A 13172-nucleotide genomic window follows, 5' to 3' on the forward strand; every position below is an offset into this window, starting at 1 on the left:
CTCAGAAGCTCCGCGGCAGGCCGAGCACATGCTCGCTCACATGACTCAGGATCATGTTGGTGGAGATGGGCGCCACCTGGTACAGGCGCGTTTCGCGGAACTTGCGCTCCACGTCGTATTCGCAGGCAAAGCCGAAGCCGCCGTGCGTTTGCAGGCAGGCGTTGGCCGCCTCCCAGCTGGCCTTGGCGGCCAGGTACTTGGCCATGTTGGCCTCGGCGCCGGCGTTCTGGCGGGTGTCGATCTTCTCGCAGGCGCGCCAGCGCATCAGGTTCGCGGCTTCGAGTTCGATGAAGGCTTCGGCCAGCGGGAACTGGATGCCCTGGTTCTGGCCGATCGGCCGGCCGAACACCTTGCGCTCGCTCGCATAGTCGCGGGCCTTCTCCAAGAACCAGTAGCCGTCGCCGATGCACTCCGAGGCGATCAGCGTGCGCTCGGCGTTGAGGCCGTCGAAGATCACCTTCAGGCCCTTGCCTTCGGTACCCAGCAGCGCGTCCTCGGGGATTTCGAGGTTGTCGAAGAACAGCTCGTTGGTCTCGTGGTTGACCATGTTCAGAATGGGGCGCACCGTGAGGCCATGGCCGATGGCCTTGTCCAGCTCGACGATGAAGCAAGAGAGGCCATCGCTCTTCTTTTGCACCTGGTCCAGCGGCGTCGTGCGCGCCAGAAGGATCAGCAGGTCGCTGTGCTGCACGCGCGAGATCCAGACCTTCTGGCCGTTGATGACCCAGCGGCCATCCTTGCGCACGGCGGTGGTCTTGAGCTTGGTGGTGTCGCTGCCGGTGGTGGGCTCGGTCACGCCCATGGACTGAACGCGCAGATCGCCGGCCGCGATCCTGGGCAGGTAGTGCTCCTTCTGCTTCGGGTTGCCGCTGAACACGATGGTGTTCATCACGTACATCTGGCCGTGGCAGGCGCCGGAGTTGCCGCCCGAGCGGTTGATCTCTTCCATGATGACCGAGGCTTCGGCCATCGAGAGACCGGGGCCACCGTATTCCTGCGGAATCAGCGCCGCCAGCCAGCCGGCCTTGGTCAACGCGTCGACGAACTCCTCGGGGTAGCCACGCGCTTCGTCGATCTTGCGGTGGTAGTCGGCCGGAAACTGGTTGCACAGGCTCCGAACCGCATCGCGGATTTCATGGTAGTTGTTGGAACCGGTTTTCTCGAGCATGGTCGTCGGGGAAGGTGAGTGGGGTGCGACTCATCGTCCGCCATCGCGCTCGCGACCACAATGCGCAAGTTTGAGAGCGAGCCTTCCAAATCTCGAAAGGCTGCTCACCGGCCGCTGCCGTGGGCCGGCGCGGGATTCGCGAAACCTCGGCCTGGCACGCCTGAAACCCCGCGTCCACCAGGCCGGCTTCGCTCGGCAGGGGTTCGTCGACGACGAAGGGCCCTCCGCCAACTTTCGTTCGTCCGGAGGGCCCCCGCAGTTTCGGATTGCCGCTCAGGGTGTTGCCGAAACCGTGAGGTGATTGTCCGATCGAATGCCCTGCCCCTCCATTGGCCAGGCGCCATAGTCCGCGTGGGAGAAGTCCTGCGCCCGTAGGCGGGCGACGCCCGATGCTGATGTCGGCGCCCTACGGTTCCCGGACAGATGGGAGAGTTGACATTTTGTTCACTTCTGGACAAACTGTACAAGACATGAAGACCCGTACCAAGGAGCAGCGGCTCTTGCTGGACCAACTGAAGCAGGTCGCCGAAGGACTGGGCGCGACATTCGCGCCCTTTTGCGAAGTGGTCGTGCATGACCTGCTCGATCCCAAGCACGCCATCCTCGCCATCCACAACAACTTGTCTGGCCGCAAGGTGGGTAGCCCCGCGACGGAGTTGGGGCTGGCGCGCATCCTCGACCCTGATGTCGCGCAGGTGATCCCCAACTATGCCAACCGGTTTGCCGATGGCCGGCAAGCCAAGAGCACGTCCATCGGCATCAAGGACTCTTCGGGCCGGTACATCGCGGCCCTCTGCATGAACCTGGACCTGACTCTGTTCCGCAGCCTGCAGAGCGCGATGAGCCAGTTCGTGCGTGTCGACTGCAGTTCGGTCGTGCGCGAGTCACTGGATCCGGCAGGTGCCGACGTGATCCGCGAGCGGATCGATCGGTTCGCGGGACGCTTGGCCACGACCCCGCGAGCGCTGAAGGCGCAGGACCGCCGCGCCCTCTTGCAGGAGCTGAAGGCCGCTGGCCTCCTCGACGTGCGCCGCTCCATGGAGACGGTCGCCGCCCATCTGGGCGTCTCGCGCGCCTCGGTGTACGGCTATGCCAAGTGACGAATTCAGCAACGAACGACAGCGCCGGCTCGCGCCGCCGCCGACAAGGAGGACACGCATGACGCAGGATATTCACATCGTGGAGCCGGCCGGGACGGCGCCTCCGGGAGGTCACTACAGCCACGGCGCGGGCTACGGCGACCTGCTCTTCGTCTCGGGCCAGCTCGGCATCCGGCCGGACGGCTCCCACACGGCCGACTGCGCATTCGAAGTGCAGGCACGGCAGGCGCTGCGGAACGTACTCGCCGTGCTGGAAGCCGCCGGCTCGGGTCCCGGGGACGTGCTGAAGGTCACCGCCTATGTGGTCGACGTGGCCAACTGGCCCCGTCTCGACAAGGTCTATGCCGAAGCCATGGGGCAGGCCCGGCCGGCCCGCGCCGTGGTTCCGGTGCCGGCGCTGCATTACGGCTATCTCATCGAGATCGAAGCCATCGCCGTGCGACGCGACACCGCACGCGGAAGCTGATCCGCCTGTGGCGGCGGCCGGGAACGGCACTCTGAATTTTCACGAGACGTGCGCCACGGTCGCGCCGCGACAGAGGCGCTCAAGTGCGTCGTGACAACGCCGCGACGGCGGCGCGCAGGTCTCGCGCGTACTCGCGGCCGTGCCGTGTCTGGGGCCGCAGTGCACTGCGTGACAGCACGATTTCCAAGAGCACCTGCGGCTGGAAAGGCCGCACCACCACATCGCCGAAGTCGCGCCACGTAACCAGCCCGTCCACCAGGGCGATCCCGAGGCCATGCTGGACCAGCGGCAAAGCGGCGATCGACAGGGACACTTCGATCTGCACCTGGGGCTGCACGCCCGCCGCCTGAAAGGCCTGGTCCAGCCATCTGCCCGCAGGCGTTTGCGGGCCATAGCTGATCAAGGATTGCCCGAGCAGGTCCGCCGGTGTCACCACCTCCCGTTTCGCCAGCGGCGCGTCAGGCCGCATCAGCGCCACGATGGCCACCTTGCCCAGGGACTCGCACCGCAGCTGCGCCTCGTCCGACCAGCGCATGGTCACGCCAAGATCGATGTCGCCCAGCATGATGTGTTCGTCGATCGCCTCTGCGGACAGCGTCTGCAGCACGACGCGCAGCCCGGGATGGCGCTGGCGGAAGCGCTCGGTGGCGTGAGGGAGCAAGGCGAAGGTCGGCGGCGCGCTGGCGCCGACCCGCAGCAGCCCCACCTGCTTGTCGCGGATGCGATCCGACAAGCCCCTGAGCACCTCGATCTCGCGAAAGATCCTGTCGGCGTCGCGGTAGAGCAATTGGGCCTCCGCAGTCGGCACCAGGCGGCCACCAAGGCGCTCGAACAGGGTGTATCCGATCTGGGTTTCGAAGTGCCGCAGCAGCTTGCTCACCGCCGGCTGGGACACGTGCAGCGCTTCGGCGGCGGCGGTCAGGGACCGGTTGCGCATGACGGCGCGGAACACTTCGAGCTGGCGGGCGTTCATGCGCCGAGCATAACCAAAGGTTGGGTATTTCCAAACAATCGATATTGGCGTGTCCGGCCCATCCTCTACAGAATTGCCGGCATGAATCCACTCATGCACCGCTGCGGCGGAATCTGCGAATGACGGCCGGACGCTTCATCCGCCTGGCCGAAACGGCACGCGCGCCGGTTCGGCTCGAGGCCGACGGAAGAGCACTGGTCGCGCTCGAGGGTGACACCCTGCTGGTCGCGCTGCTGGGCAGCGTCGGCCACGTGCGGCACTCCGAGTTCGGCGATGGCGTGCGCTCCGGTTTCTGCCTCATGGGGGCATGCCAGGACTGTTGGGTCTGGACCGAAGAGGGTGAGCGGCTGCGTGCCTGTACCACGGTGGTGCGCGAAGGCTTGCGCGTCACCACCGAACCGTCGGAGGCGACATGGCCCAACCACGCGTGATCGTCGTGGGCACCGGTCCGGCCGGCGTGCGCTGCGCACAGACGCTGGTGGCGGCGGGCTGGTCGCCCACCGTCATCGACGAAGGCCGGCGCGACGGTGGCCAGATCTACCGGCGCCAGCCCGAAGGCTTTACCCGGCCCTATGCCAAGCTCTATGGCAGCGAGGCCACCAAGGCGCAAGACCTGCACCGCAGTTTCGAGGCCATCCGCGCCAAGGTGGACTATCGGCCCGAAACGCTGGCCTGGCACGTCACGGCCCGGCAGCTGCACGTGGTGCATGACGGCAACCGGACGGCCGCCTTGCCGTTCGACGCGCTGGTCGTGTGCAGCGGCGCCACCGACCGGCTGATGCCGGTCGAGGGCTGGAACCTCGCCGGCTGCTACAGCCTGGGTGCATCGCAGATTGCGCTGAAATCGCAGGCCTGCGCGATCGGACGGCACATCGTGTTCATGGGGACCGGACCGCTGCTGTACCTGGTCGCGTCGCAGTATGTCCAGGCCGGCGCCACGGTCCTCGCCGTGCTCGACACCTCGCGGTTTTCGCAGCGAGTCCGCGCCTTGCCTGCGCTTGCCGCGCGGCCCGGCTTGCTGCTCAAGGGCATGGCGCTGGACCGCATTCTGCGCAAGGCCGGCGTCGCGGTGCACGGCGGCATCACGCCCTTGCGCATCACCGGTGCGGCGGCAACCGGCGTCCAGGGCGTCACGGTGCTGGATGCGCACGGCAGGGAACGGACATTCGATTGCGACGCCGTGGCCTTGGGCTACCACCTGCGCGCGGAAAGCCAGCTTGCCGATCTGGCCCGCTGCGAATTCCGGTTCGACGCCGCGTCGCGCCAATGGCTGCCGAAGATCGACGCGGACGGGCGCAGCACGACCCCCGGGGTCTACCTGGCCGGCGATGGGGCCCGCATTCTGGGCGCCGACGGTGCCGAAGCGAGCGGCCGCCTGGCAGCGCTGGCCGTGCTGTCCGATCTGGGCCAGCCCGTCGCCCCGGACCCGATGCCGGCGCTGCGACGCACGCTGGTCAAGATGGATCGCTTTCGGCGCGGCCTGATCCAGGCCTTTCCCTGGCCGCATGCCCAAGCGGCGGCCCTGCCCGATTCGGCGGTCGTCTGCCGCTGTGAAACGATCACGGCCGGTGAACTGCGCCGCGTGGTCCACGAGATGGGCGGCAGCGAGATGAACCGGGCCAAGGCCTTCAGCCGGGTCGGCATGGGCCGCTGCCAGGGGCGCTTCTGCGGCCACGCGGCCGCCGAGGTCGTGGCGCACGCCGCTGGCGTGCCGATCGAAATGGTCGGCCGGCTGCGCGGACAGGGACCGGTGAAGCCGCTGCCGATGGCGGCCCTCGAGAATGGCGGGGCCGCCCATGGCTGAAGACCTGAAGGCCGACGTCATCGTCGTCGGCGGCGGCCTCATGGGTGCCGCCAGCGCATTCTTCCTGCGCAAGCGCGGCCGCTCGGTGATCCTGCTGGAACGCGGCCTGGTCGGCCAGCAGGCCAGCGGCGTCAACTTCGGGAACGTGCGCCGGCAGGGCCGCTTCCTGCCGCAGCTGCCGCTGGCCCACCGCTCGCGGGCGATCTGGGGCCGGATGAAGGAACTGCTGGGCGAGGACGCCGAGTTCCTCGTGACCGGCCATGTGCGCGGCGTCTACGACGAGGCGCAGGCGGCGGTGGTCGAGCAATACGCCAAGGACGCGCGCGGCTGGGGACTGGAGCTGGAGCTGGTCGGAGGCAGTGCGTTCCGCCGCCGCTTTCCGTTCTTCGGCAGCGAGGTCATCTGCGGCTCCTATTCGCCGAACGACGGCCATGCCAACCCGCGGTTGGCGGCACCGGCATTCGGCCGTGCCGCGGCACGCGCCGGTGCCCGGGTGATCGAGAACTGCGATGTGCGGGCGGTCGACAAGGACGGCGAGGACTTCCGGGTGCAGGCGGCCGACGGCCGGTGCTTCCGCGCACCGTCCGCACTGATCTGCGCCGGCGCCTGGGGCGACAAGTTGTCCGCTGCCTTCGGCGAGCCGGTGCCGATGACGCCGCATGGGCCCAGCATGGGCGTCACCGAGCCGCTGCCCTACGGCATCGTCCCGGTCGTCGGCGTTTCCACCAAGGTGGCGCACGAGGTCGTCTACTTCCGCCAGGTCAAGCGCGGAAACATCGTGTTCGGCGGAGGCTTGCGAGGACCGGCCTACCCGGACCTCAAGCGCGCCTATGTGCTGCCGGAGAACGTCCTGCGGCAGCTGCGCGAGCTCCGGCGCCTGGCGCCGGTCCTGGGCAAGCTGCAGGTGCTTCGCACCTGGAGCGGCATCGAGGGCTACATGCGCGACGAGCTCCCGGTCATGGGCCCGAGCGGCCGGGTCAGCGGCCTGTACTACGCCTTCGGTTTCTGCGGCCATGGCTTTCAGCTCGGCCCCGGCGTCGGCGACGTGATGGCCGAACTCATCGATACCGGCGCGACCACGACGCCGATAGACCCCTTCCATATCCAGCGATTCGCGGCGCCCCGCGGCCTCGCTCTTTCCACCCCTCGGGCTCCTGCATCCGCGACCGCCTGAATCCATCACCCACAGTTCCTGGAGATTTCCAATGTCCGTGACCGCCCATCCCGCAGAAGAGCTCGTCGTCGACGAGCGCGCCCGCCGCGTCCACCAGAGCAGCCTGGTCTTCGACGGCCTCGCGATTTCGTATGTGCTCGACGAGAAGTTCACCCGTCGCTGCCTCGAAGGCGGGGTCAACGCCGCCAACGTCACCTTCGCGCTGGAGGAGAACTGGGACAAGACCCTGCACAACTTCGAGCGCTACCTGAGCAAGATCGACAAGAGCCCCCTTCTGGCGCTGTGCACCACGGCCGACGAGGTGGTCGCCGCCAAGAAAAAAGGCAAGCTCGGCATCGTGATCGGCACGCAGGGCGCGAGCATGATCGAGGACCCGGACCAGTTCTGGCGCCTTGAAACCATGACTCGCCTGGGCCTGCGTTTCCTCGGCCTGGCCTACACCACCTCCAATGCGCTCGGAGACGGCTGCGGCGAGAAGCGCGACGCCGGCCTGACCTATCTCGGCGAAGAGCTGATCGCACTGGCGAACACGCTGCCGCTGATGCTGGACCTGTCGCACTGCGGCCACCGCACCCGTGCCGAGGCCACCGCGCTGTCGCGGGCTCCGGTCTGCACGCACTCGAACAGCGACCAGTTGCGCCCCAATGGCCGCAACACCACCGACGCCACGGTCAAGGCGATGGCCGCCAAGGGCGGCATGGTCGGCGTGTGCGGCCTGCCGCAATCGCTGTCCGACGACACCCCGACGCTGGACGACCTGCTCGACCACATCGACCACTACGTGAAGCTGGTCGGGGTCGACCACGTCGGCATCGGCATGGACTATGTCGAGTCCTTCCAGGAGTCCGCGACCGTGGTCGCCCCGCCCAGCGTCGTGACCTGGCGCACCCGCCGTCCGGACATCTTCGGTTCCCTGTCGGCGTTCGGACGCCAGTCCTACCCGATCGGCATCGAGTCGGTTCGCAAGCTGCCGAACCTCACGCAGGGCCTGTTCGACCGCGGCTATTCGGAAAGCGAGGTCACGGCGCTTCTCGGCGGCAGCTGGCTGCGCGCCATGCGGAAATTCTGCGGCTGATCCGCGCCCCGCCATCCACCGGAGCCCCTCCCATGAGCATCACCGACACATCCGCGCAGTCCACGCGCAGAGGATTCCTGGGCGCCCTGGCCAGCCTGCCGCTGGCGGCAGGCGGTGTGCTCGGGCCCGCCCGCACGATGGCGCAGGATCGCTATCCCAGCCGCACCATCAAGCTGATCGTCCCCTTCGCCCCCGGCAGCAGCACGGACATCGCCGCGCGGAGCTGGGGCGACGTGATCGGCAGGCAGTTGGGCGGCGCCTCGGTGATCGTCGACAACCGCGCGGGGGCCGGGGGCAACATCGGCGCCACGGCGGTCGCACGATCGACGCCCGATGGCTACACGCTCCTCTACAGCACGGCCACCACCTGGGCGATCGCGCCGCTGATCTATCAGGACCTCGCCTACCAGCCGACTCGCGACTTCCTTCCCGTGGCGGTGACGACCACCGTGCCGACCCTCCTGGTGGTCGGTGGCGACAGCGACATCCGTTCATTGCAGGACCTCGCCGCCCGCGTCAAGGCCGCTCCGGATCGACACAGCTACGGCTCCAACGGGGTGGGCGCGAACAGCCACATCACCTGCAAGCTGATCGCCAACCGCCTGGGCGTTCCCAACCTCCTGCACGTGCCGTTCAAGCAGGGGTCGCAGGGCGTCATGGCGGAGGTCGCGGCGGGCCGTCTCACCTTCGCGGTCGATCCCTGGTCCGTCGTCGGTCCGCTCGTGCGCGCCGGCCGCCTGCGCGCCCTGGCCGCCACCGGCAGCAAGCGCCTCTCGGTCGCACCCGAGATCCCGACTTTGAGCGAGATGCTGCACGAGGAACTGGACACCACCACCTGGAGCGGTCTCTGGGCACCCGCCGGCACACCCGCGGACACCGTGAGCCGCCTGCATGAAGCCATCGCGGCGGGCCGAAAGAATGTCGTCCTGGCAAGACAGTTCGAGGAACAGGGAACACCGTTGATGCCCGACATGTCGCTCCAGCAGGTGAACACGTTCATGAAGCAGGAGGTCGACCGGTGGAGAGTCATGGTGAAGGAAGCCCAGATCACCGTCTAGCTCGTGGCAGGGGAGCGAGTCTCACGCGCCGCCGATGCGCCCACACCACCGGATCTGTTTGCACGCGCCCTCATGGGCGAGGCGTCGAATCGGTCGATTTCGCGTGAGCTTCCGGTGCAGCGCCACGCGGGACTCGCTTACGATGCGCATGAACCCCGGCCCGTCTCATGCACCTCCACGTCGACGAAGAGATCACATTCCGCAGGCTCGAGATCCTGCTGGCCTTCCTGGAGACCGGCAACCTCGCTCGCACGGCCGAGAAGCTCGACATCAGTGCCGTCAGCGTGCATCGCGCCTTGCATGCGCTGGAGACGGGTTTGCGCTGTGCCTTGTTCCGGCACGAAGGCCGCAATCTGCATCCGACCGAAGCCGCGCAGGCACTGGCCGAGGTGGCCCGCGAGGTGCTGCGCACGATGTCCAAGGGCATCCACACCACGCGAGAAGTCGCCGGCTACTCGGCCGATCGGATCCGCATCGGCTCGCTCTATTCCCTGACGAGCCGCACGGTGCCGCAGCTGATCATGGGCATGAAGCTGCGCAAGCCGGAGCTGCACACCGAGCTCGTGCTCGGCTCCAATGCCCACCTGCTGCAGAAGCTGCGCGATGGCGCCGTCGATGCCGCGCTCATGGCGATCCCCGAGGAGGCGTCGGATGTCGAATCGGAGCCATTGTTCGAGGACGACATCCAGTTCGCCGCACCCGTGGGCTCTCCTTACTCCACGCAGAAGGAGATCGACCTCGCCACCTGCGCCGGCGAGCGTTTCGTCAGCCTGAGCGAGGGCTTCGTCACCTACAGCGGCTTCGTCGACACCTTTCGCATCGCCGGCTTCACCCCCGACGTGGTGATGAAGACCGACGACATCTTCTCGCTCATGAACCTGGTCAGCGGCGGCGTGGGCTACACGCTGCTGCCGGGCCGGGTGCGCGGCGTCATGCCGCAGAACGTGCAGCTGATCCCGCTTCAGCCCAGGTACCTGATGCGCCAGACCATCGCGCTCAATTTTCTGCGCACGCGCGAGCGCGATCCCAACCTGCTCGCGCTGCTGTCGGTGTGCCGCCTGGCCAAGGCCGAACTCGGCTGAGTGCCCAACGGCGATCCGATTGGGGTTAACCCTCGATCGTTTCAGAAGGCGTAAAGGTCGACCGCAGCGCTTCATTGATCGTCCCGGAGGGGGTGCGTACTGTCCGTACCCAGACGCGCAAGCACTGCACGTCGCACCAAAAAACGGAGACGCCTCGATGAGTTCTCACTGGATTTCGATCTATGCGCTGGTCGGCATGTTCGTGCTGGCCACCGTGCTGCCGATCAACATGGGCGTGATCGCCTTCGTCGGCGCCTTCCTGGTCGGCACGCTGGTGGCCGGCATGAACGCCAAGGCCATCATGGGCGGCTTTCCGGCCGACCTGTTTCTCACCCTGGTCGGCATCACCTACCTGTTCGCGCTGGCGCAGAACAACGGCACCATCGACTGGCTGGTCAGGCTGGCGGTGCGCGCCGTGCGCGGGCGCATCGCGGCCATCCCCTGGATCATGTTCTTCATCGCCGCGCTGCTCACGGCGGTCGGTGCGGTCAGCCCGGCGGCGGTGGCCATCATCGCGCCGATCGCGCTGGGCTTTGCCGCCAAGTACGGCATCAATCCCCTGCTCATGGGGCTGATGGTGGTGCACGGCGCGCAGGGCGGCGGCTTCTCACCGATCAGCATCTACGGCGGCATCACCAACAAGATCGTCGCCAAGGCCGGCCTGCCGCTCAACGAGCTCGCGACGATGCTGGCAAGCCTGGGCGTCAACCTGTCCGTGTCGCTGCTGCTGTTCTTTCTCATGGGCGGGATGAAGCTGCTGCGCCAGAAGGCCGACGTGACCGGCGCGGTGCCGCCGACGCGCCGCACGGCGCATGCACAGGGCGGCGCGCAGGTGTTCGGCGGCGCCGAGGCCGAATCGCTCGCGGAAGAGCGGCGCGTCACGACGGCAGCCGGCGAGTCGCTCATGGACGCGGCGCCGGCGGTCGCGCCCGACCAGGGTTCGCGCCTCTACCAGCTCGCCACCGTGCTGGGTCTGCTGGCGCTGGCTGTGCTGACGCTGTTCTTCAAGCAGGACATCGGCTTCGTCTCGATCACCATCGGCCTCGTGCTGACGCTGATGGCGCCCAATCTGCAGAAGCGCGCGCTGGGCCAGGTGTCGTGGCCGGAGATCATGCTGATCGTCGGCGTCAGCACCTACGTGGGCGTGATGGACAAGATGGGCACGATCGATTTCGTCGGCCACAGCGTGGCGAGCCTCACCTCGCCCATGATGGCCGCGCTGCTCTTGTGCTTCGTCGGTGCCGTGGTCTCGGCCTTCGCCTCGTCGACCGCGGTGCTCGGCTCGCTGATCCCCCTCGCGGTGCCGTTCCTGCAGGGCGACGGCGGCGTGAGCGCGATCGGCTTCATCGCGGCGATGGCCGTGTCCTCGACCATCGTCGACGTCAGTCCGTTCTCCACCAACGGCGCACTGGTGCTTGCCAATGCCAAGGGCGTGGACCGCGACGTGTTCTTCCGGCAGCTGATGGTGTACGGCGCGATCGTGACCCTTGTCGCCCCCGTGGTGGTGTGGCTGCTCTTCGTGGTGCTGTGAGACGGCGCCTCCCATTCGACTGAATTCCATGCAAGCTCTTCGGACCGACATGAACTCCAGATCCTGGACCTCCAAGGCCGACGACCGCGCCGCCCGGCTGGCGCGCGCGGCGGCTGCCCTCGGGCCTCGGCTGGCCGGCAAGCGCGTCGAAACGCAAGCGGTCGCCACCCTGCTCGAAGCGGTGCTCTCGCCCGGCGACCGCGTCTGCCTCGAAGGCAACAACCAGAAGCAGGCCGACTTCCTGGCCCAGGCGCTGGTGCAGGTCGATCCTCAGCGCGTGCATGGCCTGCACATGGTGCAGTCGGTGCTGGCGCTGCCCGAGCATCTGGACATTTTCGAGAACGGCGTGGCCGCCCGGCTGGACTTCAGCTTCTCGGGGCCGCAGGGCGCGCGCCTGGCCAAGCTGGTGTCGGCCGGGCGCATCGAGATCGGCGCGATCCACACCTACCTCGAACTGTTCGCGCGCTACTTCGTCGACCTGACGCCCAAGGTCGCGCTGGTCGCCGCGCAGGCGGCCGATGCCGAAGGCAATCTCTACACCGGCCCCAACACCGAAGACACGCCGGCCATCGTCGAGGCCACGGCGTTCTCGGGCGGCATCGTGATCGCCCAGGTCAACGAATGGGTCGACGGCCAAAGCACCACGCTGCCGCGCATCGACATCCCGGCCGGCTGGGTGAACTTCGTCGTGAAGGCGCCGCGCCCCAACTTCATCGAGCCGCTGTTCACGCGCGACCCGGCGCAGATCAGCGAGGTCCAGGTGCTGATGGCGATGATGGCGATCAAGGGCATCTATGCCGAGTACGGCGTGCAGCGGCTGAACCACGGCATCGGCTTCGACACCGCGGCGATCGAGCTGCTGCTGCCGACCTATGCCGAGTCGCTCGGCCTCAAGGGAAAGATCGGGAAGCACTGGGCGTTGAACCCGCACCCGGCGTTGATCCCGGCGATCGAGGCGGGCTGGGTCGAGTCGGTGCATTCCTTCGGCTCGGAGCTGGGCATGGAGGACTACATCCGCGCGCGCTCCGACGTGTTCTTCACCGGCCCCGACGGCAGCCTGCGCAGCAACCGCGCCTTCTGCCAGGCGGCCGGCCACTACGCCTGCGACATGTTCATCGGCTCGACCTTGCAGATCGACCTCGACGGCAACAGCTCGACCGCCACGCTGGGCCGGATCGCCGGTTTCGGCGGTGCGCCCAACATGGGGGCCGATGCACGGGGCCGGCGCCATGCCAGCCCGGCCTGGCTCAAGGCCGGGCGCGAAGCGCGTGCCGGGCGCAGCGGCGCGGCCGGCACCCCGCGCGGGCAGAAGCTGGTCGTGCAGATGGTCGAGACCTTCCGCGAACACATGCAGCCGGCCTTCGTCGACAGGCTGGATGCCTGGACGCTGCAGGAGCAGGCCGGCATGGACCTGCCGCCGATCATGATCTACGGCGACGACGTCACGCACATCCTCACCGAGGAAGGCATCGCCAACCTGCTGCTGTGCCGCAGCGACGCCGAGCGCGAGCAGGCCATCCGCGGCGTGGCCGGCTACACCGCGGTGGGCCTGGCGCGCGACCGGCGCGCGGTGGAGAACCTGCGCGACCGCGGCGTGATCCGCCGTCCGCAGGACCTCGGCATCGACCCCCGCCAGGCCACGCGCAACCTGCTGGCCGCACGCAGCATGCGCGACCTGGTGCGCGCCTCGGGCGGGCTGTACCAGCCGCCCAAGCGCTTCAGAAACTGGTAGCAGGAGATC

General features: G+C 67.8%; 12 protein-coding genes. 10 read left to right on the forward strand and 2 right to left on the reverse strand.

The window, feature by feature from the left end:
* Position 1 precedes the first annotated feature (1 nt).
* Entirely contained in the window at positions 2-1168 is a 1167-nt protein-coding gene (locus tag AC3A6Y_RS21885; protein WP_487870323.1) for an acyl-CoA dehydrogenase family protein, read from the reverse strand.
* A 470-nt stretch (positions 1169-1638) separates the two neighbouring features.
* Between AC3A6Y_RS21885 and AC3A6Y_RS21890 the strand changes: the two genes are divergently transcribed.
* Both AC3A6Y_RS21890 and AC3A6Y_RS21895 read left to right on the forward strand, forming a co-directional pair.
* Positions 1639-2268, forward strand: a complete 630-nt coding sequence (locus AC3A6Y_RS21890; RefSeq protein WP_487870324.1) for a helix-turn-helix transcriptional regulator — start codon at positions 1639-1641, stop codon at positions 2266-2268.
* 58 nt (positions 2269-2326) lie between these two features.
* A complete protein-coding gene (locus tag AC3A6Y_RS21895) occupies positions 2327-2734 on the forward strand; it encodes a RidA family protein (protein ID WP_487870325.1) in 408 nt (135 codons plus the stop codon).
* A gap of 79 nt (positions 2735-2813) precedes the next feature.
* Here AC3A6Y_RS21895 and AC3A6Y_RS21900 read toward each other — a convergent pair whose 3' ends face one another.
* Positions 2814-3806 carry a LysR family transcriptional regulator gene (locus AC3A6Y_RS21900; RefSeq protein ID WP_487870326.1) on the reverse strand — a complete coding sequence of 331 codons (993 nt, stop codon included), beginning with the start codon at positions 3804-3806 and terminating at the stop codon, positions 2814-2816.
* Positions 3807-3826: 20 nt separating this feature from the next.
* On the opposite strand from AC3A6Y_RS21900, the gene AC3A6Y_RS21905 reads away from it, so the two are divergent.
* From AC3A6Y_RS21905 to mdcA, 8 genes are all read left to right on the forward strand, one after another.
* Positions 3827-4138, forward strand: coding sequence for a (2Fe-2S)-binding protein (locus tag AC3A6Y_RS21905; RefSeq protein ID WP_487870327.1), 312 nt, complete (start codon positions 3827-3829; stop codon positions 4136-4138).
* The gene (locus AC3A6Y_RS21910; protein WP_487870328.1) at positions 4120-5511 is read left to right on the forward strand and encodes an FAD/NAD(P)-dependent oxidoreductase; all 1392 of its coding nucleotides are present in this window, start codon (positions 4120-4122) and stop codon (positions 5509-5511) included. Before AC3A6Y_RS21905 ends, AC3A6Y_RS21910 begins: the two co-directional genes overlap by 19 nt.
* Positions 5504-6685: an NAD(P)/FAD-dependent oxidoreductase gene (locus tag AC3A6Y_RS21915; RefSeq protein WP_487870329.1), complete on the forward strand. Its 1182-nt coding sequence runs from the start codon at positions 5504-5506 to the stop codon at positions 6683-6685. The genes AC3A6Y_RS21910 and AC3A6Y_RS21915 overlap by 8 nt, the downstream gene beginning before the upstream one ends.
* A 31-nt stretch (positions 6686-6716) precedes the next feature.
* The gene (locus tag AC3A6Y_RS21920; protein ID WP_487870330.1) at positions 6717-7760 is read left to right on the forward strand and encodes a membrane dipeptidase; all 1044 of its coding nucleotides are present in this window, start codon (positions 6717-6719) and stop codon (positions 7758-7760) included.
* Between the two features lie 32 nt (positions 7761-7792).
* A complete protein-coding gene (locus AC3A6Y_RS21925) occupies positions 7793-8818 on the forward strand; it encodes a Bug family tripartite tricarboxylate transporter substrate binding protein (protein WP_487870331.1) in 1026 nt (341 codons plus the stop codon).
* Positions 8819-8985: 167 nt separating this feature from the next.
* On the forward strand, positions 8986-9900 hold the full coding sequence (locus AC3A6Y_RS21930) for a LysR family transcriptional regulator (RefSeq protein WP_487870332.1): 915 nt from the start codon (positions 8986-8988) through the stop codon (positions 9898-9900).
* 157 nt (positions 9901-10057) lie between these two features.
* The gene (locus AC3A6Y_RS21935; RefSeq protein ID WP_487870333.1) at positions 10058-11431 is read left to right on the forward strand and encodes an SLC13 family permease; all 1374 of its coding nucleotides are present in this window, start codon (positions 10058-10060) and stop codon (positions 11429-11431) included.
* A gap of 49 nt (positions 11432-11480) precedes the next feature.
* Positions 11481-13163 carry a malonate decarboxylase subunit alpha gene (gene mdcA, locus AC3A6Y_RS21940; RefSeq protein ID WP_487870334.1) on the forward strand — a complete coding sequence of 561 codons (1683 nt, stop codon included), beginning with the start codon at positions 11481-11483 and terminating at the stop codon, positions 13161-13163.
* The last annotated feature ends 9 nt before the right edge of the window (positions 13164-13172 follow it).

Source organism: Variovorax sp. Soil_C_17, assembly GCF_057657265.1.